The organism is Dokdonia sp. Asnod1-B02, from assembly GCF_045063955.1.
In the GTDB taxonomy this organism is placed as follows: domain Bacteria; phylum Bacteroidota; class Bacteroidia; order Flavobacteriales; family Flavobacteriaceae; genus Dokdonia.
This window is the reverse complement of record NZ_JBEFNW010000002.1, coordinates 2,717,915-2,737,503: the sequence shown is the minus strand read 5'-3', so window position 1 is coordinate 2,737,503 and position 19,589 is coordinate 2,717,915. Positions and strand designations below refer to the sequence as shown.

At 37.4% G+C, this 19,589-nt stretch carries 21 protein-coding genes; 2 read left to right on the top strand and 19 right to left on the bottom strand.

Annotated elements, in window-relative coordinates:
* Nucleotides 1-4: 4 nt before the first annotated feature.
* From ACJJVU_RS12330 to ACJJVU_RS12275, 12 genes are all read right to left on the bottom strand, one after another.
* Entirely contained in the window at nucleotides 5-2,455 is a 2,451-nt protein-coding gene (locus tag ACJJVU_RS12330) for a DNA translocase FtsK 4TM domain-containing protein (protein ID WP_405225906.1), read from the bottom strand.
* Between the two features lie 209 nt (nucleotides 2,456-2,664).
* Nucleotides 2,665-3,399 (bottom strand): hypothetical protein, encoded by a 735-nt coding sequence (locus ACJJVU_RS12325; protein WP_405225903.1) that lies wholly within the window; start codon nucleotides 3,397-3,399, stop codon nucleotides 2,665-2,667.
* Between the two features lie 13 nt (nucleotides 3,400-3,412).
* Entirely contained in the window at nucleotides 3,413-3,907 is a 495-nt protein-coding gene (locus ACJJVU_RS12320) for a hypothetical protein (protein ID WP_405225900.1), read from the bottom strand.
* Nucleotides 3,908-4,178: 271 nt separating this feature from the next.
* The gene (locus tag ACJJVU_RS12315) at nucleotides 4,179-4,505 is read right to left on the bottom strand and encodes a diacylglycerol kinase (RefSeq protein WP_051583939.1); all 327 of its coding nucleotides are present in this window, start codon (nucleotides 4,503-4,505) and stop codon (nucleotides 4,179-4,181) included.
* 112 nt (nucleotides 4,506-4,617) lie between these two features.
* On the bottom strand, nucleotides 4,618-5,118 hold the full coding sequence (gene tpx / locus ACJJVU_RS12310) for a thiol peroxidase (protein WP_405225897.1): 501 nt from the start codon (nucleotides 5,116-5,118) through the stop codon (nucleotides 4,618-4,620).
* Between the two features lie 90 nt (nucleotides 5,119-5,208).
* Nucleotides 5,209-5,763: a DUF427 domain-containing protein gene (locus ACJJVU_RS12305; protein WP_405225894.1), complete on the bottom strand. Its 555-nt coding sequence runs from the start codon at nucleotides 5,761-5,763 to the stop codon at nucleotides 5,209-5,211.
* A gap of 92 nt (nucleotides 5,764-5,855) precedes the next feature.
* Nucleotides 5,856-6,113, bottom strand: a complete 258-nt coding sequence (locus ACJJVU_RS12300; protein ID WP_405225891.1) for a DUF6952 family protein — start codon at nucleotides 6,111-6,113, stop codon at nucleotides 5,856-5,858.
* A complete protein-coding gene (locus ACJJVU_RS12295; RefSeq protein ID WP_108878340.1) occupies nucleotides 6,094-6,408 on the bottom strand; it encodes a co-chaperone YbbN in 315 nt (104 codons plus the stop codon). Before ACJJVU_RS12295 ends, ACJJVU_RS12300 begins: the two co-directional genes overlap by 20 nt.
* A gap of 14 nt (nucleotides 6,409-6,422) precedes the next feature.
* Nucleotides 6,423-7,067 (bottom strand): peroxiredoxin, encoded by a 645-nt coding sequence (locus ACJJVU_RS12290; RefSeq protein ID WP_339848432.1) that lies wholly within the window; start codon nucleotides 7,065-7,067, stop codon nucleotides 6,423-6,425.
* Nucleotides 7,068-7,225: 158 nt separating this feature from the next.
* A complete protein-coding gene (locus ACJJVU_RS12285) occupies nucleotides 7,226-7,441 on the bottom strand; it encodes a hypothetical protein (protein WP_405225887.1) in 216 nt (71 codons plus the stop codon).
* Nucleotides 7,442-7,681: 240 nt separating this feature from the next.
* Complete coding sequence (locus ACJJVU_RS12280) at nucleotides 7,682-9,148, bottom strand: Na+/H+ antiporter NhaC family protein (RefSeq protein ID WP_405225884.1); 1,467 nt, start codon at nucleotides 9,146-9,148, stop codon at nucleotides 7,682-7,684.
* 239 nt (nucleotides 9,149-9,387) lie between these two features.
* Entirely contained in the window at nucleotides 9,388-10,602 is a 1,215-nt protein-coding gene (locus tag ACJJVU_RS12275; RefSeq protein ID WP_405225881.1) for an aminotransferase class I/II-fold pyridoxal phosphate-dependent enzyme, read from the bottom strand.
* Nucleotides 10,603-10,861: 259 nt separating this feature from the next.
* Here ACJJVU_RS12275 and ACJJVU_RS12270 point away from each other — a divergent pair, with 259 nt between their 5' ends.
* Together ACJJVU_RS12270 and ACJJVU_RS12265 are read left to right on the top strand one after the other, a co-directional pair.
* Nucleotides 10,862-11,320, top strand: a complete 459-nt coding sequence (locus ACJJVU_RS12270; RefSeq protein ID WP_298325732.1) for an Lrp/AsnC family transcriptional regulator — start codon at nucleotides 10,862-10,864, stop codon at nucleotides 11,318-11,320.
* Nucleotides 11,320-11,958 (top strand): CPBP family intramembrane glutamic endopeptidase, encoded by a 639-nt coding sequence (locus ACJJVU_RS12265; RefSeq protein ID WP_405225878.1) that lies wholly within the window; start codon nucleotides 11,320-11,322, stop codon nucleotides 11,956-11,958. Before ACJJVU_RS12270 ends, ACJJVU_RS12265 begins: the two co-directional genes overlap by 1 nt.
* 69 nt (nucleotides 11,959-12,027) lie before the next feature.
* Here ACJJVU_RS12265 and prfB read toward each other — a convergent pair.
* The 7 genes from prfB to ACJJVU_RS12230 form a co-directional block, all read right to left on the bottom strand.
* Nucleotides 12,028-13,135, bottom strand: a protein-coding gene (prfB, locus tag ACJJVU_RS12260; protein WP_405225875.1) for a peptide chain release factor 2 whose coding sequence is annotated in 2 segments (ribosomal slippage) — nucleotides 12,028-13,071 and nucleotides 13,073-13,135 — 1,107 coding nt in all. Because the reading frame shifts where the segments join, the coding sequence is not laid out codon by codon here.
* 100 nt (nucleotides 13,136-13,235) lie between these two features.
* Entirely contained in the window at nucleotides 13,236-13,913 is a 678-nt protein-coding gene (gene trmD / locus ACJJVU_RS12255; RefSeq protein ID WP_298325723.1) for a tRNA (guanosine(37)-N1)-methyltransferase TrmD, read from the bottom strand.
* 40 nt (nucleotides 13,914-13,953) lie between these two features.
* Nucleotides 13,954-14,397 carry a GNAT family N-acetyltransferase gene (locus tag ACJJVU_RS12250; protein ID WP_405225872.1) on the bottom strand — a complete coding sequence of 148 codons (444 nt, stop codon included), beginning with the start codon at nucleotides 14,395-14,397 and terminating at the stop codon, nucleotides 13,954-13,956.
* A gap of 56 nt (nucleotides 14,398-14,453) precedes the next feature.
* Complete coding sequence (locus ACJJVU_RS12245; RefSeq protein WP_298325716.1) at nucleotides 14,454-15,041, bottom strand: hypothetical protein; 588 nt, start codon at nucleotides 15,039-15,041, stop codon at nucleotides 14,454-14,456.
* 125 nt (nucleotides 15,042-15,166) lie between these two features.
* Entirely contained in the window at nucleotides 15,167-16,399 is a 1,233-nt protein-coding gene (locus tag ACJJVU_RS12240; RefSeq protein WP_405225868.1) for a DUF748 domain-containing protein, read from the bottom strand.
* 166 nt (nucleotides 16,400-16,565) lie between these two features.
* Nucleotides 16,566-18,008, bottom strand: coding sequence for a glyceraldehyde-3-phosphate dehydrogenase (locus ACJJVU_RS12235; RefSeq protein WP_405225865.1), 1,443 nt, complete (start codon nucleotides 18,006-18,008; stop codon nucleotides 16,566-16,568).
* Nucleotides 18,009-18,178: 170 nt separating this feature from the next.
* Nucleotides 18,179-19,585 (bottom strand): trypsin-like peptidase domain-containing protein, encoded by a 1,407-nt coding sequence (locus ACJJVU_RS12230; protein ID WP_405225862.1) that lies wholly within the window; start codon nucleotides 19,583-19,585, stop codon nucleotides 18,179-18,181.
* Nucleotides 19,586-19,589 lie beyond the last annotated feature (4 nt).

Here is a 19,589-nt window from a genome sequence, read left to right as displayed (position 1 = left end):
CTATTTAGTCATTATTTAGGAGTTGATCTAGTCCAGCCATATCTTGAACTAGTACTTGACGTGCTTTACTTCCTTCAAAAGGACCTACCACACCTGCAGCTTCTAGTTGATCTATGATTCTTCCAGCTCTATTGTATCCTAGTTTTAATTTACGTTGTAATAGAGAAGCACTTCCTTGCTGTGCAATGACCAATACTTCGGCAGCATCGCGAAAGAGGGCATCCCTATCTGAAGCATCTATATCAAGACTTGTGCCACTCTCTTCACCTACATATTCTGGCAACAAATGAGCGTCTGGATATGCTTTTTGATTTCCTATATAATCTACAATACGTTCTACTTCTGGAGTATCCACAAAGGCACACTGTATACGCACCACGTCATTACCTTGAGTGTACAACATGTCACCACGACCTATAAGTTGGTCTGCACCAGAGGTGTCAAGAATCGTGCGGCTATCTATTTTTGAAGTTACTCTAAAAGCGATACGAGCTGGGAAGTTGGCTTTAATAATACCCGTAATCACGTTTACAGAAGGACGTTGTGTTGCAATGATTAAGTGAATACCAATGGCACGAGCAAGCTGTGCAAGCCTTGCTATTGGTGTTTCTACTTCCTTTCCAGAAGTCATAATAAGATCTGCAAACTCGTCTACTACTAGTATAATATAAGGTAAGAACTTATGTCCATTTTCTGGATTGAGCTTACGTGCCTTAAACTTGACGTTGTATTCCTTAATGTTACGACACATTGCATCCTTAAGCAGGTCATAACGGTTATCCATCTCTATACATAGAGAGTTAAGCGTGTTAATTACCTTAGAATTATCTGTGATAATGGCTTCGTCTGTATCTGGAAGTTTTGCGAGATAGTGACGTTCTATCTTGTTAAATAAAGTAAGCTCCACTTTTTTAGGATCTACCAGTACAAATTTCACTTCGGCAGGGTGTTTTTTGTACAGTAGCGAAGTCAGGATTGCGTTAAGACCAACAGATTTACCTTGTCCCGTTGCACCTGCCATGAGTAGGTGAGGCATTTTGGCAAGGTCAACTACAAAAGTTTCGTTTGAAATGGTTTTACCTAGTGTAAGTGGTAGCTCCATTTCTGCTTCTTGAAATTTCTTACTCGCCACTGCAGAGCGCATACTCACAATACGCGGATTCTTATTAGGCACCTCAATACCTATCGTACCACGTCCAGGGATAGGAGCAATAATACGTATACCCAGTGCACTTAGCGATAGTGCAATATCGTCTTCTAGATTCTTGATTTTTGAAATACGAACCCCAGCCTCAGGTACAATCTCATATAATGTCACCGTAGGTCCTACGGTTGCTTTAATGTTTGAGATGCCTATTTTATAGTTGTTAAGCGTCTCAACAATTCGATTTTTATTTTCTTCAAGCTCTGCTTGGTTAATGGTGATACCTTGTCCGTTTGTATAATCTTTTAATAGATCAATAGGAGGGAACTTAAATTTTGCAAGTTCTAAGGTAGGGTCAAATTCGCCAAAATCTGCAACTAGTTTTGAGCTTAAGTTATCTGTGAGTTCTTCCTCTTCAATTGGTTTTTCTACCTCTACAGCAACTTCTTCCATAGGTACGACAACTTCTTCCTCTGGAGCTTTCGTTACTTGGAAGCTACTTGTAGGTTCCGCTTCTTTTTTGGTGAGTGTAGGTTGTAAATCTTGAACGTTTTGTTCAAATGTAGATGGCTTAGTAGGGGTGGTGGTTTCCGCTTTCGCGAAAGCGGTCTCATCCTCAACCTTAGTTCCTTTTAAAAACTCTTCGGCTTCGTAAGTAGAGGAGTTATCTACAATAATAGGTTCTTTTCCATCTTCTGAAAACTCACCAGCGAGATCACTACGTTGTTTGTTTATAAAAGTGGATATACGTTCTGGTGTAAGTTTTAAACGCACAACTAGATAGACAATAGCTAGAAAAGCCATTACGATGATTGCTCCCGCAAGACCCAAATAATCTTGCAAGAAGTCATTGATTTCATAACCAACGGTACCTCCAAGGATATCATTCTTTTTATGGAAAAATCCAAGAAATACAGCTAGCCAAAGCATGAGCAATATTCCCCAAAACCAAAATCTTTTTAATGACGTCTTTGCATAATCAAAAATGTAATGTACTCCAGTGAGCGAAGTAAGAATGCAAAGTGCGAGCGCTGGAACACCAAAACCTTTGTAAATAAAGAAATGGCTTATGCGTGCACCCACAAGAGAAAGCCAGTTTGAGGCTTCGTCTTCTCTCGTTCCTGTAGCAATAAGACTTTGATCTACCTTCCAGGTAAATAAGTATGAGATAAAAGAGAACAGCAAGCCAAGACCGAGTAAGAATAAAAAGCATCCCAAAATGATTTGCTGCTGGCGCGTCAATTTAAAGGAGATAGATTTTCTAGGAGTCTTAGTATTTGTTTTTTTAGCCGTGGATTTCTTTTTTGCCATAGAAGCGTTCAAGGTTGTTTTTTGGTGGGAGATAAAAGTACAATATTGAAACGGAAAAATAGGTGGTTTGGTGCGTTGTAGAAGTGATATTTATGTCGAGGAAAGTAAGTGAGACATATTAAGCACGATAATAGATTCTTAAGAACAGGATTATATGGTATGCTTTATTAACATGACTCTATTTCTAAGAAGCTTCTGTAAAGTTTTATTTAAAATCTCCGTTTTTTTAAACATGAATTCTTGAAAGAAATTTTTAGTATTCTAGATTTTATACTTGATAATCTTGCAGTTCTCCAGATTTCTCCTTTTTCATTAATTGAGTGTTTCTCCAGAAAAATTTTATTTGGTAATTTTTGTGATTCTTTCCACAGAGAATATTGAGTTCTTGATGTAAGTAAAGGAAGGTGATTCACCCCTGATGTATCTACAATATATCGCTCTCTGCTTTGCATTCTATCTAGTTTATGTTTTACTATAGAGAAATCATATCGTTTGAAATTATAATCGTTGCTAACTGTGTCAGGGATATTTTTTAAGTCATAGTATTCTGGATTATTATATGAATTCCAAAATTTTCTATACCGCTGACTTATCTCACAATTCATTTCAATAACATCGGCAACATTAAAATTTTCCTTGCCCATAACATCATAGGTGTAAAATTTTTCATTGTTGCGAAAAAAAAGCTGTACTACGAATTCATTTTTTTTAACAACTTTCAAATAATAGGAGTTGTCTTTAGAATTTGTTAAGTAAATAATTTTTGGCCTCCTGTCAGGGTTTTTGGTAATTCCTTTGGCATAATACAAAGAATCATTACTATATGAGACGTCATATTCAATTTGATAGTCAAATATATACGTTTCTTGTGCATGTATTATAGAAGAAATAGATAAGCTAATTATAAAAACAATAAGCGTACGTATGTTTAAAGATAATTTCAAAATTGTTAAATTATTAATTAGTAAATTTTTCTAAAAAACTTTGGGTAGTTGCAATGTCGTCAGTGGGCATTATTAAGAATGTCCTATCTGGATAAACAATAACTGTATTAGCATTGATTGTTTTATTGCCTTCTTGAGTTGAATCATGAGATGAGAAGAAGATTTTTTTCAATATTGATTTTTGATCTATAATCTGATTTTTAAATTTTTTTAGATCTCTTTTTCTTTTTGGAATTTTATCAATAAATTCAATGTGTTTAATGGAGCTTTTTGAAGCTATTAAGGCTTTGTAATTTTCATAATGCCCACTAGTCATATTTCGAATATTAGAACTGATAGTGCCCAAATCAATTAATAGTGTGTCTTTTGGAATGACATTCAGTCCATACTCATTTAGATAGTTGATAAGTTGTACTTGATATAGATTACTTAATTTACCTGATTGGGTAAATTTATTCTGAGCATTTAAATAAGAGGTCGTTAAAAATAGTAATAGTAGAAATCTCATTTATTATGGGCCTTGATTGTAATTTATTTTACAACTTAAAATAATCTAGACGTATGTCTATTTCTGGATTACGAGCTTCAATATAGGTAAAATGTACATTTCTTGATACTTACAAAATAAATTTTCTAGGTTAAAATCTTTCTAATCTAATGATGATATTAATTTAGGTGGGGTGAATAACCTTGATGGAATAGGGGTTATTAATTAGACGAGAGACAGCGGTCAAAGCGACGTACTTTCAGAAAAAAACTAGAATTAGAGCAACTATTATCTAAAAAATGCGAGGTATATAGATAATCCCAGCCACAATCACAGACGCTAGTGCTGCGATACCTACCGCACCTGCAGCAATATCTTTAATGCGACCTATCTTCTCATGAAAGTCTGGATGTATAAAATCTGCAATTCCTTCTATGGCGGTATTGAGACCTTCGGCGGTCATTACGAGGCCTATGCATAATATTTGGGCAATCCACTCTGTGCGTGAGATGTTATAGTATAATCCAGCAATAGTAATCAAGATAGCAACGCCAAATTGTACTTGGATACTAGCCTCAGAGCGTATAAGTTGTATACCTCCTTGAAGAGAGTATTTCATTCCCTTAAGTCTTCCAGTAATAAATTTAATAGGCAATGGAGTGGAGGTGTATAGTTAAAAAAAATGCTGAGTATATCAGTTTGTGATACACTCAGCATTAAAGGTATGTATATTATTTAAGAGCGCTCATTGCACCTTCATAGTTAGGTTCCTGACCTACTTCTGGTACTTGCTCTGTGTAGATTACTTTTCTAGCTTCATCGAGTACGACTACAGCTCTTGAGTGAAGACCTTCAAAGGCTCCACCTTCTATAGTTACCCCATAGTTTTTTCCGAAATCACCAGATTTAAAGTCAGAAAGTGTGTGTACATTTTCTAGACCTTCGGCTGCACAAAAACGAGCTTGTGCAAATGGTAGGTCACGAGAAATACAAAGTACTTCTGTATTTTCTGCACCAGATATTTTTTCATTAAACGTGCGTACAGATTGAGCACAAACACCAGTATCAACCGATGGGAATATATTTAATACCACACGCTTCCCTTTAAAGTCTGCAAGACTTGCAGTAGACATGTCATTTTTTGAAAGTGAAAAATCTGGAGCTGTTGTTCCTACTTTTGGAAGTTCTCCTATCGTTGTTGCAGCGTTTCCGCCTAAAGTTATATTTGCCATATTATTTTTTTTGGTTACGTAAAAGTACAGAAATGCGAGAGCAATTTTATTAAAAGTATGGTAAAGAAATTTTTAAGAAATAGAGTGTATCTATAAGGATGCTTCTGGTATTTCCCCTTTTACGGGACCTACAATCTCATCAGTAATCCACCCTCCATAAAAACCTCCGGGTTGTGGGCGTACTTTCTCATCATCTATATAACAATCTAGAATCGCTGGGTAAAACGAGATACTATTACTTATGTCTATAAATTCTTCATAAGGATCTGGATAACTCCATGCAGCATTTTTAAAAGTGGTTGCTGGTAGTATGATATCCCAGTAAGCCGCAGCTCCTTTCCACTCGCAGTGCGAACTACCAACGACCTCCTCAAGCAATTCCATATCTATATCCTCTTGCGGAATATAATATGTGGGCGGGCTAGCAGTTTCAGTAATTCTAAAAGCTCTAGTAGTAGCAGCGATAACAGTTTCTTTGTGCTTTACAATAATCAGCCTTTGATCTATCGTAATTTTTGGTGGTCTTGGGTAGTCCCATACAGATTCTTGTCCCTCAGAAGGGGTGATTGCAAATGACGGTCTTTTTTGACCTCTATATTTCCAAGAGTCGCGGTGTTCTAGTATCCAGCTAGGTGCTTCTTTCATTTTTATTCTAAAGATAACTTTTAAAGAACGTATAAAAAAAAATGCGATGTCTGTAAGACATCGCATTTTAAAATTTATGCACTTAGGTAGACTTAATTGTCTATAGATCCCATTACTCGTTGCATGAAGCTGTTGAGAGCTTCTTTCTTTGCAGTACCACTTTGTATGTCTTTGTGCACTTCAAGCGCACCATACATATTTGAGATTAGTTCGCCTATAACGTCTAGCTCTTCATCTTTAAGAGAAGGAACTTCTGTAAGGTTTTCTAAAGTCTCCACAGTCTCAATAAGAAAATCTTGATCATTTTCTTCTATAAAACTTACGAGGTGTTTAATTACTGGTAACTTCATTTACGAGATCTTTAAGTACGTCAAACTTGTTAGTTTGCACTTGATTTTTAAATGCTCCTTTTGTAAACGTTGCAAATGTAGGAAGGTTATCTACCGTTGCCATTTTACGTGACTCTGGATTCTTCTCTGCATCTACTATTACAAATTTTACATTTTCATTTTCTGAAGCTAGTTTCTTGAACTTAGGCTTCATAATACGACAGTTACCACACCATGTTGCACTGTACTGTACAATAACAGTATCATTATCTGCAACAATCTGGTTAAGGTTATCTTGATCTAATTCTTGAATCATAGCTTCTTTATTATTTAGTTAGCGTGTGCAGCAAGGTAGCTAGCAACACCATCACGGTTTGCGCTCATTGCATCTTTTCCATCTTCCCAGTTTGCAGGACAAACTTCTCCTTTTTCTTGTACGTGTGTGTAAGCATCTACAAGTCTCAAGAACTCTGCTACATTACGACCAAGAGGCATGTGGTTTACACCTTCGTGAAAAACAGTTCCTTCCTCATCAATAAGGTAAGTCGCTCTATAAGTAACATTGTCACCATCTACCATAACAGTTCCAGTCTCTTCATCAAAACGCTCGTTTGTCACGTCAAGAATCCCAAGTTGGTTTGCAAGGTTACGGTTAGTATCTGCAAGAATAGGATATGTTACACCTTCTATACCTCCATTATCTTTTGCAGTGTTTAACCACGCAAAGTGTACTTCTGGAGTATCACATGAAGCTCCTATTACAAGCGTATTACGATCTGCAAATGCTTGCTTAGCTGCCTCAAAAGCATGAAGCTCAGTAGGACAAACAAATGTAAAATCTTTCGGGTACCAGAAAAGAATGATTTTCTTTCCTTCTTCCTTAGCTTTTTCTAAGATGTTTAATTTAAAAGTATCTCCCATTTCATCCATTGCGTCAACAGCAAGGTTTGGGAATTTTTTACCAACTAAAGTCATTGTTCTAGGTTTTTTTATTCGAGTGCAAAAATACCTAGAAAAGTGTTGTCATTGTATATAGTAAAATGGGATAACGTTATAGTAGTATTGATTTTACTTATGCCTGCTCTTTAGGGGCTGTAAATGTAGTAGTTACGCTTTCGCGAAAGCGTAAAAACCTATTTTGAAAAGAGGTCGTCACTTGTTCCAAATTTCCTATCTCTACCTGCCGAATGTACAGAAAAACCATTGCTTTTCACTAAACGATATGCTGTTCCCCAAGAATCAGTTTTCCAAGTTATGAGTAGCGGTCTACCATTAATTAAAGTGTCTATGGATACGATTTGCAGGTTTTTAGATTCGTATGAATGGATACGGTTAAGAATTTTAGCCATTTCATGTTCAGTATCCCGAACATTTAAAACTCGATCTTTATAACTAAAGTAGATTATGGAAATCGTTGCGGTAAGAAATATTGAAATAAAGATTACTATAAATGTAGGTTGACCAAAAAAATTTTTTAAACGGCTTACGTCTACCTTCCTCTTTTTCTTCATTTTCTACACATTTCTTATGCTTATGGTCTGCAGAAATAAGCCCAAAATCAATCAGTATTGTTAAAAGAAATTCAAGCATTAAGCCGCCGAACGAGCATCTTTAAGTTGTCTGATTTTAATATTAAAAGCAGCAAATAGTAAAGTCATAAATGGAGAAAGCCAGTTAAAGATGGCGTATAAGAAGTATTCTCCCACACCTACACCTAACACACTACTTTGATAAGCACCACAAGTATTCCAAGGGATAAGTACAGAGGTGACAGTTCCCGAATCTTCTAGCGTACGAGATAGGTTTTCTGGAGCAAGACCTTTGTCTTCATATGCTTTTTTAAACATCTTACCAGGGATAACCAAGGCAAGATATTGATCTGATGCAATAGCATTAAGACCAAGACAAGAAATTACAGTACTTGCAAAGAGTCCAAAAACAGTGTCTGCAACGCTTAGCAATGCTTTAGTAATACGAGCTAATGCTCCTATACCATCCATAATTCCTCCAAAAACCATAGCGCAACATATAAGTAATATTGTCCATAACATACCAAGTATCCCTCCAGAACTGAAAAGTTCGTTGAGTGTTTCGTTAGGCGTTTCGATAGCGGTATCTGTCCAGATAGCTGTGAGAATAGCATCTGTTTTTGAAGTAGATAGTATGTTTAAAATGTCTGGCTGGAAAATGTAAGCAAACACTGCAGCAAGAATAACTCCTACTCCTAGGGCAATTAATGGTTTTGTCTTCGTTACAATGAGTGCAATCACAACTCCTGGAACAATAAACAGGAGTGGAGTGATATTAAATGTATCATCTATCACACTTAGAAGCGCAGTGATATCTGCAGTACCAGTAGTGTCTATGCTCAAGCTGATGATGATAAAAACAATGAGTGTAATCACAATAGTAGGTACCGTTGTGAGTGTCATGTATTTTATGTGTGTAAACAAATCTGTTCCCGCCATAGCTGGGGCTAGGTTAGTCGTATCACTAAGTGGTGACATTTTATCGCCAAAATATGCGCCAGAAATCACAGCTCCCGCTATCATTCCCGTGTCGATACCCAGTGCTTGACCTATACCTATAAGTGCAATACCTACGGTTGCAGAGGTGGTCCATGAGCTTCCAGTTGCAATTGAGATAATGGCAGCGATAATTACTGAGGCTGGTAAAAATATAGTAGGGTTAAGTACTTGAAGTCCATAATACACCATTGCTGGTATGATACCACTCACAAGCCAACTACCAGCTAGCGCTCCTACGAGAAACAAAATCATGATGGGTACAAAAACACTTTTGAGGTTTTCCCATACTTCGGCAAGCATTGTGCTCAGTGTAGATTTATTTAAGAAGCCTACAATAGCTGCTACCGCTCCACCCATTAAAAGGATATATTGATTTGAATATTCGCCAAGCCACTCACCATCCTTAAAGAAAATATTATAGGCTAATAAGCACATAAGAATCACCACTGGAATAAGTGCTTCCCATAAATTTAATTCACGATTGTTAACAATATGATGGTTTTTTTGATCTTCCAGTTCTTTATTCATGAGAGTGTGCAGTTTCTATCCGTAATGTTACAATAATAGGAGGTATTCTGCAAGGTGTATGCTCAAAAACCAGCGATGTAACATCATATAGTATTTTAAATAAAAATAACTCAAAGCGCTATCTTATTGAGTTTTCACAAATTACTTGTCTTTAAAGTGCCTAAAATAGATCGGTTCAAAAAAAAGCGAGCACAAAGCGGTTATGCTTCATCCTCGCATATCAACAAAATTGAAAAAAGTTATGCCACTACAGATTGTAAAACACCTATCTCTTCCATACAAGACTTCATCATCTCATAGGTACGTTCTATATCTGCATCAAGACCTATTGAGAAGCGTATAAGACCATCCGTAAGTCCCATTGCAGCTTGCTCGTCTTCTGGGATTTCTGATGAGGTTGAAGTTCCTGGTGCGCTAAAAAGTGTTTTATAAAAACCTAAGCTCACCGCTAGGTATCCAAGATTCTTTTCTTGCATTAATTCCATCAAAGCATTTGCCTTATCTAGAGAGCCCACATCTACAGTAAGCATGCCACCATAACCATACTTATCATTCATATGTCTATTAAACACCTCATGACTTGGGTGTGAAGTTAGACCTGGATATACAGTTCTTAACCCTAATTTTTCAAAACGCTCTGCAAGAAACATTGCATTGTAGCTGTGTTGCATCATGCGTATGTGCAAGGTTCGTAGGTTTTTAAGAACAGAAGAAGCTCTCAAGCTATCCATTGTAGGTCCTAGTAACATACTTGCTCCGTCATTTACATTGCGTAACGCATCTATAAATTCTTGTGTACCGCACACTACACCACCTACCGTGTCTGAAGAACCGTTTATAAATTTAGTAAGACTGTGTATCACCACATCTGCTCCGTGTTGCACGGGAGAAATAGAAAGTGGAGAGAATGTGTTATCCACCACAAGTTTCAAGTTATGCCTTTTGGCAATTGCCGAAAGTGCTGCAATATCTGCAATTTCTAAAAGTGGATTACTAACAGACTCACAGTATAAAACTTTTGAATCTTTTGTAATTGCAGCCTCAACTACCTCAAGGTTTGTGATATCTACAAAGCTCGTTGTAATATTAAGTCTTGGTGCAAAATTCTTTAAGAAAGCATACGTTCCTCCGTAAATAGTACGGCTAGAGACGATGTGATCTCCAGCTTCACAGAGTTGTAGTAATACAGGTGTAATAGCTCCCATGCCACTGGCGGCAACGTTTGCCGTTTCTGTTCCTTCCATAGCAGCAAGTGCTGCACCTAGATATAAGTTTGATGGAGTGCTGTGTCTCGAGTATAAATAACATCCATCTGCATTACCTTCAAAGGTGTCAAACATTGTTTTTGCCGAAAGGAATGTATAAGTAGAGCTGTCTGAGATAGAAGGGTTTACTCCTCCGAATTCTCCAAAATATTGTAAATCTTGAATCTCGTTTGCTGGTTTAAATTTCATGGTTGATATCGGTTTTTGTAATAGAGACCTGTTGAGGTGTTCTAGTACATTGGTTGTTAGTGTTACAGGATCAAAGTAATTGTCTTTTAATTATTAAGCTGGGGAGCTTGTGATTGTGTTTAGTAAATGTATGTGATTGTAGATTTATAGTCAACGTAAGGGGTTAATTATAGATTTTAAAACTGTATTTTTGATAAAAAATAGAATTTAGCTTTCGCGAAAGCGTAAAATAATAATCCTCACTGATAATTTTTCTACCATGAAACTAGACGAGATAGACAAAAAGATACTAGGTTACCTTCAACATGATGCCAAAATCACAAATAAAGAGCTCTCTGCAAAGTTGAACCTTTCTGTAACTGCTATTTATGAGCGTGTAAAAAAGATGGAGCGCTCTGGTGTTATCTCACAATATATTACACTCATTAATAAGGAGATAGTGGGACTTGGTTTTCAAGTGTTTTGTCATGTTAAACTAGAAAAACATGCGAAGGATGCTATAGATTCTTTTGAGAAAGAGGTGACCGCACTTGATGAGGTGCTAGAGTGTTTTCACGTAAGTGGTGACTATGATTATCTATTAAAGGTGCTTGTGAGAGATATGGAGCACTTTCGTAATTTTATGGTAACAAAGCTTACTACGCTTAAATATATAGGGAGTACGCAGAGTTCCTTTACGATAAGTGAGGTGAAGAATACTACAACAATCTCCGTATAATGAACGGTAAATACTACGTGCTTTCGGAGTTTTTTGTACTCTTTGTGTTATTGCCATTAAGCCTCTTGCTACCTTATGATTTCAAGATAAAAGTAGCTAGTGTACTCATAGGCTTCACCTATTTACTTATAATGCTTTTTAAGAGTGGTTCTGTAAGCTTAAAAGTGGAACGCTCTATAAATTGGCCTTCTTTTTTTAAGGAGACTACCGTGAAGCTTATTGCTATAGCCATTGTTACCACCATTTATGTTTATATGGTGCAGCCTTCAAGTTTGTTCTGCGTGCCATTAAGCAATCCAGGATTGTGGGTGATGATATTATTGTTTTATACTTTTCTGTCAGTATGGCCACAAGAGGTTATTTATAGAACCTTCTTCTTTAATCGTTACGGAACTTTTTTTAAAGACAAGCGATTGCTTATTGTAGTAAATGCTATTGTGTTTGCAATGGCGCACTTGTTTTTACGCAACACCTTAGTGATTGTGCTTACATTTTTAGGAGGACTATTATTTGCTTATACCTTTAAGAAAACAAGATCTACCACGCTGGTGTCTATAGAACATGCACTGTATGGTAACTGGCTTTTTACAGTTGGGATGGGGCAAATGCTTGCATTCCCAGGCATGGAGGCGTGTTAAAAAATACTTATTAGATATAAAAAAAGCCAATCTCTCGATTGGCTTTTTTTTATTTAAAATTGATCCTTTTTATAGCTCATCACTCGCTTCTTCTTGTCCCATCATCATTAGGTAACCTTTTAAGAAGAGGTCTATGTTACCATCTAGTACAGCATCTGTATTACCCGTCTCTACGCCGCTACGTACATCTTTTATGAGCTTGTAAGGATGTAATACGTAATTGCGTATTTGTGATCCCCACTCAATGGCTTTCTTATCTGCTTCTATCGCATTACGGGCTTCCATTTGTTTACGTAGTTCAAGTTCATATAGCTGAGAACGTAGCATCTGTAATGCTTTTGCTCGGTTGTCGTGTTGTGAGCGCGAGTCAGAACAAGAGATTTGTATACCAGTAGGGTGGTGGGTAAGTTGGACCTTAGTCTCAACCTTGTTTACATTTTGCCCTCCAGCACCAGAAGATCTAGCGGTTACAATATCATAGTCTGCTGGGTTAATTTCTATCTCGATACTATCATCTACAAGTGGATACACGTATACAGAGGCAAATGAAGTATGGCGTTTTGCATTACTGTCAAAAGGGGAGATGCGCACCAGTCTGTGTACACCGTTTTCACCTTTTAACCAGCCAAAAGCAAAGTCTCCTTCTATCTCTAGCGATACGGTTTTTATACCCGCAACATCACCTTCTTGAAAATTAAGTTCTTTCACCTTCCAGCCTTGCTTTTCTGCATACATTAAGTACATGCGCATAAGCATTGCAGCCCAGTCGCAACTCTCTGTGCCACCAGCACCAGCGGTTATTTGTAAGACACAGCTAAGCTCATCACCTTCCTCAGAAAGCATGTTTCTAAACTCGATATCTTCTATAAAAGCAGCTGCCTTATCGTAACGATCTTGCACATTCTCTTCGGGAGCTTCTCCTTCTTTTGCAAATTCATACAAGACTTCAAGGTCCTCTATAAAAGTTTGAGCATCCTCATAATCTGTCACCCATTTCTTTTTAGAACGCAAAGCCTTCATAAAAGCTTCAGCTTCCATAGGGTCATTCCAGAAATTTGGGTCAAAGGTTTTTTCTTCCTCGTTTTGTATCTCGATGCGCTTACGATCTACGTCAAAGATATCTCCTTAAGCCGTCTACGCGCTCTTGGAGTGATTTTATGTGATCTGTTGTAATCATATGTTTCCCAGAAAGTGGGTGTATTTAAATTGATAATGTATGTTCTAAAAAACCAAGTGATGTTAATTGTTGAGGTTACGCTTTCGCGAAAGCGTACTCATTACTCATCTAGTAAATCCGGTCTTCTTTCTTTTGTTCTTTGGTATGCTTGTTCTTCTCGCCATTCTTCAATTTTAGGAGTGTTACCACTTGTTAAAATCTCAGGGACTTTCCAGCCTTTATATTCTGCTGGGCGTGTGTAAATAGGTGGAGCGAGTAATCCATCTTGAAAACTATCTGTAAGCGCCGAAGTCTCATTACCTAGCACGCCAGGAATTAATCGTATCACCGCATCGCAGAGTATAAGAGCGCCAAGCTCTCCACCACTCAAAACGTAGTCTCCTATGGATATTTCTTTGGTTATAAAATGATCTCTCACTCGCTGATCTACTCCTTTATAATGACCACACAAAATGATAATATTGCCTTTAAGAGAGATAGTGTTAGCCATTCCTTGATCAAGGGTCTCGCCATCTGGTGTCATATAGATCACCTCATCATAATCACGCTCAGATTTGAGCTTAGAGATACATTTGTCTATAGGCTCAATCTGCATTACCATTCCCGCACCACCACCAAACTGGTAGTCGTCTACTTGCTTATAATTTGTATCTGTGTAATCACGTAGATTATGAAACTGCACATCTACTAATCCCTTTGCAATTGATCGCTGCATGATAGAAGCTTCAAAAGGGCTTTTAAGTAAATCTGGTACAACGGTAATGATATCTATTCTCATAATCTTGATAAGGTTGAGCTATTGTAATTGGGGTATTATACTAGCGAGCCCAAAAGTAATGTAAATCGGGGTCTTTATTAAATCCTAGGCGCTCATAAAGTTGTTGAGCAGGGTTTGTAGTCTCAGTTTGTAAAACGATGCCTTTTTGCTGTAACGATACGCATAGTTCTTTTGCGCTGTTTATGAGTAATGTACCTATACCTTTTCCACGGTGAATTGGGGTTATATATAAATCATTAAGCAGCAGCATGCGCTCCATGCTCACAGATGAGAAAAGTGGGTAAAGCTGAGTAAATCCTACAGCTTCCGTTTCTTCTCTGTCATGAAAGGCTATAAGAATAGTACTCTCATTATGGGTAAGCCTTTCCGTTAGAAATGCGCCTGCCCCTTCAAGGTCTGATGCTTGTCTATAAAACTGTCTATACCCGTCAAACAGTGGTGTTACTATGTCTAGGTCTTGTAATGTGGCTTTGCGTATATGCATAAAAAAAATCTGTACTACAAAGTACAGATTTTTTGATTTTCTTAAAAATAAGCAGACTATCCTTTTGCAGACTTAAGTGCTTTATTACGCTCGTCTTGAAGCTGGCGTCCTAATTTTTGTTCTTTTTCTAGTGCTTTGCGACGGTACTCATCAAACTCAACTTCTGTTTCATCAAGTTTGTGTTGTGCTTCTTTAGTAAGTACGTTGCTGCTTCTAAACTTGAAAATAAAAAACACAAGTCCAAGTAATAGAAGTCCAATAATACTCCACATCATGGTCTGGTAACTTCCTTTGCTCATCTGGATGCCAAAGAAGTTTATAGAGTCTTTTTCCTCTTCAGTTTCTGTAAGCGTTAATTGTATTTTTTCTAAGTCGGCGCTTACTTTTGAGGCAGCTGTTTGCTGCTTATTCATTTCAGACTTAAGATTTTCTATTTCTGACTGCAATACATCAATACGTGCTTTTGCATTTTGTTGCAAGCGCGTCATTTTTACTTTATCAATAACCTTAAATTGCTGATAGTTATTAGAACCCTCGATGACTTCGGTAAATTGTTCGTCTATTGTTTTAGTAGCATCTTGAGCATGTGTCACAGAAAATGACAGGAGGAATATAAAAGCAATTGCTCTAGTAAAAAATCTCATATAGGTTGTTGTTTAAATATAATTGCGGATTGTTAAATCCTACGGTTTACAAAAATACGTGTAAAGTCTTAATGCTGGACGTCTCGATATTCAAAAATATCATTATTTCTTCCGTTCTGTAGCAATTATATTGATTCTTTCGCGTCATTTTCTGATTGTCGTTCCTTGCGTCTTTGTTCTCTCCTTTTTATACGTTGTTCTTTTTTGTAAGCTCTTCTTTCTTTTCCACTCATTGCTTCTAGTTCTTCCTCAGATATTCTATCTGCTTCTGCCTCTGCGTCAGAAAAATTAATCTCTTCATCTACATTCGTTTTAAAAGCATTAATCCATCCATTTTCAAAAATGCTAAATATCGTAGGAAAAACTCCTGCTTCTACATTATTAAGATCGCCTTCTAGCGGAACCTTAAGCGCAAGGGTATTTGTTCCTTGGTTTTTGAGAATAAACTTAAAAACTCCTACAAACCCTTCCCATATTACTCCTAAGATACCGTCTTCCTTGCTTATCAGTTTACTATCTTCTATAAGTGGTTTTACATAACCTTTAAGATATCCATCTGCTATTGCAATCTCTCCAAAAACTTCTACGGTGCCACTTTTAAAGTCAATCCCTCCGTAGTGTCTTGTAAGATCATTAATAGCAGTGATATTTGCGTTTTCTAGCGCAAAATCAATGTCTATATCTGGAATCTCTTTGATAAGGTTGATTTTACCATCTAGGTCAAATAAGCCCTGACCAATAGTCACGCCCGTAGCTTTTATAGGTGAGGGTAAATTGCGCTCTGTTTCTTTTACATTGCGCAGGTTATCTGCAGTGAGTTCAACTTGATCCATGTATAAATCTATTTGTGGCTCAGTGGTTATTTGTGCAAATCCTAGTTTTCCATCATGTACTTCAAAATGGTTTATTTCTAAGGGTACAAGATCTGTAAGTACAGCAGTCCAATCATCTACATCTGCCTCTTGTCCTTCTGTTGGAGTATTTTGATCTTCAAAAATGTATGTTACCTGCGGACTGTACATCTTTATCTCGGCAACAATTTTTCCATCAAAAATAGACTTCCACTCTACAGAAATATCTGTTTGCGGAAAATTGAGAAATGGCACCTGCGTTTGTGCGTCAACCTTGTTCAAGTAGAGTCCTTTTATCACATAAGCTCCTCTGTAAAGTGCTATGTCAATGTCTTCCACTTGGCCATAATAACCAGGGATGTTTGCAAGAGTTTTATTTACATACTTCTTTACAATATAAGGGAGAAGTAATCTTGCAATTATGAGCAGTAAAATAATAGTAACCGGAATCCAGTATCTTTTTTTCTTTACCGCTTTGCGCTTAGTCTTTTGCTCAATATTATTCATAGCGCAAATGTCTGTAAATGTTAAAATTACTTGCGTTAACAATCTCACAAATATAAAAAGCCACCTGGTGAGGTGGCTTTATGTGTATGCTTAAGATTACTGTGAAGCAATCTACCTTGTGTTTACATCACGCTTTCGCGAAAGCGTAACAACTACAAGTATAATCCTAGTAATATGTAAATCTGCGCACCTTTGCTATGTACTTAGCAAGGCGTATAACTTGATGGCTATATCCATACTCGTTATCATACCAAACGTAGAGCACAACGTTTTTACCGTCCTTACGTACTATCGTAGCATTACTATCATAAATACTAGGAGCAGATGATCCTATGATGTCGCTAGATACGAGTTCGTTATCAATAGAATACTTGATTTGCTCTACAAGAGCTCCTTCAAGCGCATATTTTTTAAGAAGCGTGTTGATTCCCTTTATGCTTGTTTTCTTATTGAGTTCTAGATTAAGTATCGCAAGTGAACCGTTAGGTACAGGAACACGTATCGCATTTGAAGTAAGTTTTCCTTCAAAATGAGGAAGCGCTTTACTCACTGCAGCTCCAGCACCAGTTTCTGTAATTACCATGTTAAGTGCAGCAGCACGACCTCTACGGTACTTGCTGTGCATGTTATCAACTAGGTTTTGATCGTTAGTATAAGCGTGTATCGTTTCTAGGTGTCCTGTTTGTACGCCTAATGTATCGTCTATCGCTTTAAGAATAGGAGTAATAGCATTAGTAGTACAAGAAGCTGCAGAGAAGATATTTACCTCATCTGGATTGTGCTCTGTATGGTTTACACCGTGTACAATATTAGGAATCCCTTTTCCAGGAGCAGTAAGAAGTACTTTAGCAGCTCCTTTGCTTACTAAATGTCTACTTAACTGTTCTTTATCACGGAAGGCTCCAGTATTATCAATAACCAGCGCATCGCTGATTCCGTATGCAGTATAATCGATATCTTCTGGTGCGTTTGCACTGATGAAGTTTACCGTAGTACCATTAATAATAAGTGCTTTATTTTCTGCATCTATAGTTACAGTTCCTGTAAAGTCACCGTGTACAGAATCACTTTTAAGAAGGCTAGCTCTTTTTTCAAGAACCGTTTGATCTACTACACCACGAGTCACTACTGCTCTAAGACGTAGCTGGCTTCCTTTGCCAGTGCGAGTCATTAACTCTCTTGCAACAAGACGACCTATACGTCCAAAACCGTAAAGAACAACATCCTTAGGCTCAATAGGAGTTACATTTTCGGCAGGCTTTAAGCGCTGCGCTACAAAACTAGTTGCATTTGCATTATCCTCTAGGTGATACTCATAAGTAAGTTTACCTATGTCTAGCTTAGAAGGAGGAAGGTTAAGTTGCTTGATTGCTTCTGCGATTTCTACACTATCAAAAATTGAGATAGGCTTTCCTACAAAGGCACCTGCATACTCGTGTAAATCTAGAATCTGGCTCACGTTGCGATCCATTACTTGATTTCTAAATACTACAAGTTCTATGGCGCTGTCGTACCATAAATCACTAGCAATTTTAATAAATTCTACAGTTGCTCTACGGCGATCTGCTTGAAAGGATAGTTCTTTTTCGTACGTTTCTGATTGACTCATTACGATGTAGTTAAAAGGTTTGTTTTGGTTTTACGAAAATGTAAATTCACTTAAATTTTCGGCAAAAGTATATATTTTAAGTGGGTACGCAAACGATTTCGTTGTTGAATTTGATGTAAAAAAATAACCCCTCCGGTATGGAAGGGTTATTTGCTTTACGTGTGTTATGTTTAATCGAAGATAAAGCGGTTGCGTTCTCCTTTTTGGTCTACAAAAACGATGCTTACTGGCTCGTTTACACTCTTGTTTTTAAAGATGTTTTTTACGTCTTCAATTGAGTTTACCATTACGTCATCTATCTCTGAGATTACAAGACCCTCGATTCTATAACGTTTCATAGCTTCTGTGAGCGTCTGGCTTATTACTACGCCATTTTTGGCTTTGTATTTTGCAAGGTCTTTTGGCGATGCATTTTTAACTTGTATCCCTAATCGCTCAATGTCAAAAGTGATTGACTTTATTAACTTGACAGGTAGTGTCATTTTAGTATCGTCTCTTAAGATTTCAACTTGAACAACATCATCAGGTCGTTTTGAATTAATGTATCCAGTGAGATCAGAAAATTTTGTGATATTAATATTGTCTAATTTCTTAATGATATCTCCAGTCTTTAATCCTGCTTGTTCTGCGCCACTTTCAAACTCTACACCAGCTACATAAAAGCCTTCGGCAGTTTTTAGGTTTTCGGCTTTTGCAATTTCGGCTGTAAGTGTACCACCACTTACTCCCAAGATTCCTTTTTGTACCGAACCAAACTGCATGATGTCTTCCATGATCTTACGAGCATTATTTGAAGGTACGGCAAATGCGTATCCTACGTAAGATCCAGTTTGTGAGGTGATGGCAGTATTAATACCAATTAACTCACCAAAGATATTCACCAAAGCTCCACCGCTGTTCCCAGGGTTGATAGCTGCATCTGTTTGTATAAAAGACTGGTAGTTTGCATCGCGCTCATCTATATCACGAGCTTTTGCAGATACAATCCCTGCGGTTACTGTAGAGGTTAAATTGAATGGATTACCTACGGCAAGTACCCATTCTCCTACTTTTGTGCCGTCACTATCGCCAAATGGGATATAAGGAAGTTCCTCACCAGCATCTATTTTTAATATTGCGATGTCTGCCTTTGCGTCTTTACCTACCACTTCTGCCATGAAGGTTTTGTTGTTGTTTAAAGTGACTTCAACTTCTGTAGCGCCATCTATCACGTGATTGTTTGTGATTATAAAGCCGTCGCCAGAGATGATAACTCCACTTCCTGCACCTACAATGCCTTTGTTTGCCTGGCCGCCTCCTCTCAGATATTCCATCATATTACGAGGCTGTCTATATTCTTGTACGTTTTTAACGTGTACAACTCCGTTTACCGTTCTTTCGGCAGCTTCTGTAAAATCTACACCACTTGCAGCAGCAGTGAGTGCTTCATAATTGACCGGTTTATAGGTAGGTGTGTTATCTATTTGAGTAGGGTAAGAAGCTACTTGTATAGGCTGCTCAATGAAGAGTTTATATGACCCTAGCGTTATTGCGCCTGCTAGTACGGCGATTAAAAGTGTTCCTGCGATTTTTTTCATAGTC

What these genes read in the sequence shown, in the direction of transcription:
- ACJJVU_RS12330 (WP_405225906.1), bottom strand. Translation starts at nt 2,455, where the DNA reads ATGGCAAAAAAGAAATCCACGGCTAAAAAAACAAATACTAAGACTCCT.
- ACJJVU_RS12320 (WP_405225900.1), bottom strand. Translation starts at nt 3,907, where the DNA reads ATGAGATTTCTACTATTACTATTTTTAACGACCTCTTATTTAAATGCT.
- ACJJVU_RS12315 (WP_051583939.1), bottom strand. Translation starts at nt 4,505, where the DNA reads ATGAAATACTCTCTTCAAGGAGGTATACAACTTATACGCTCTGAGGCT.
- tpx (WP_405225897.1), bottom strand. Translation starts at nt 5,118, where the DNA reads ATGGCAAATATAACTTTAGGCGGAAACGCTGCAACAACGATAGGAGAA.
- ACJJVU_RS12305 (WP_405225894.1), bottom strand. Translation starts at nt 5,763, where the DNA reads ATGAAAGAAGCACCTAGCTGGATACTAGAACACCGCGACTCTTGGAAA.
- ACJJVU_RS12300 (WP_405225891.1), bottom strand. Translation starts at nt 6,113, where the DNA reads ATGAAGTTACCAGTAATTAAACACCTCGTAAGTTTTATAGAAGAAAAT.
- ACJJVU_RS12295 (WP_108878340.1), bottom strand. Translation starts at nt 6,408, where the DNA reads ATGATTCAAGAATTAGATCAAGATAACCTTAACCAGATTGTTGCAGAT.
- ACJJVU_RS12290 (WP_339848432.1), bottom strand. Translation starts at nt 7,067, where the DNA reads ATGACTTTAGTTGGTAAAAAATTCCCAAACCTTGCTGTTGACGCAATG.
- ACJJVU_RS12285 (WP_405225887.1), bottom strand. Translation starts at nt 7,441, where the DNA reads ATGGCTAAAATTCTTAACCGTATCCATTCATACGAATCTAAAAACCTG.
- ACJJVU_RS12280 (WP_405225884.1), bottom strand. Translation starts at nt 9,148, where the DNA reads ATGAATAAAGAACTGGAAGATCAAAAAAACCATCATATTGTTAACAAT.
- ACJJVU_RS12275 (WP_405225881.1), bottom strand. Translation starts at nt 10,602, where the DNA reads ATGAAATTTAAACCAGCAAACGAGATTCAAGATTTACAATATTTTGGA.
- ACJJVU_RS12270 (WP_298325732.1), top strand. Translation starts at nt 10,862, where the DNA reads ATGAAACTAGACGAGATAGACAAAAAGATACTAGGTTACCTTCAACAT.
- ACJJVU_RS12265 (WP_405225878.1), top strand. Translation starts at nt 11,320, where the DNA reads ATGAACGGTAAATACTACGTGCTTTCGGAGTTTTTTGTACTCTTTGTG.
- trmD (WP_298325723.1), bottom strand. Translation starts at nt 13,913, where the DNA reads ATGAGAATAGATATCATTACCGTTGTACCAGATTTACTTAAAAGCCCT.
- ACJJVU_RS12250 (WP_405225872.1), bottom strand. Translation starts at nt 14,397, where the DNA reads ATGCATATACGCAAAGCCACATTACAAGACCTAGACATAGTAACACCA.
- ACJJVU_RS12245 (WP_298325716.1), bottom strand. Translation starts at nt 15,041, where the DNA reads ATGAGATTTTTTACTAGAGCAATTGCTTTTATATTCCTCCTGTCATTT.
- ACJJVU_RS12240 (WP_405225868.1), bottom strand. Translation starts at nt 16,399, where the DNA reads ATGAATAATATTGAGCAAAAGACTAAGCGCAAAGCGGTAAAGAAAAAA.
- ACJJVU_RS12235 (WP_405225865.1), bottom strand. Translation starts at nt 18,008, where the DNA reads ATGAGTCAATCAGAAACGTACGAAAAAGAACTATCCTTTCAAGCAGAT.
- ACJJVU_RS12230 (WP_405225862.1), bottom strand. Translation starts at nt 19,585, where the DNA reads ATGAAAAAAATCGCAGGAACACTTTTAATCGCCGTACTAGCAGGCGCA.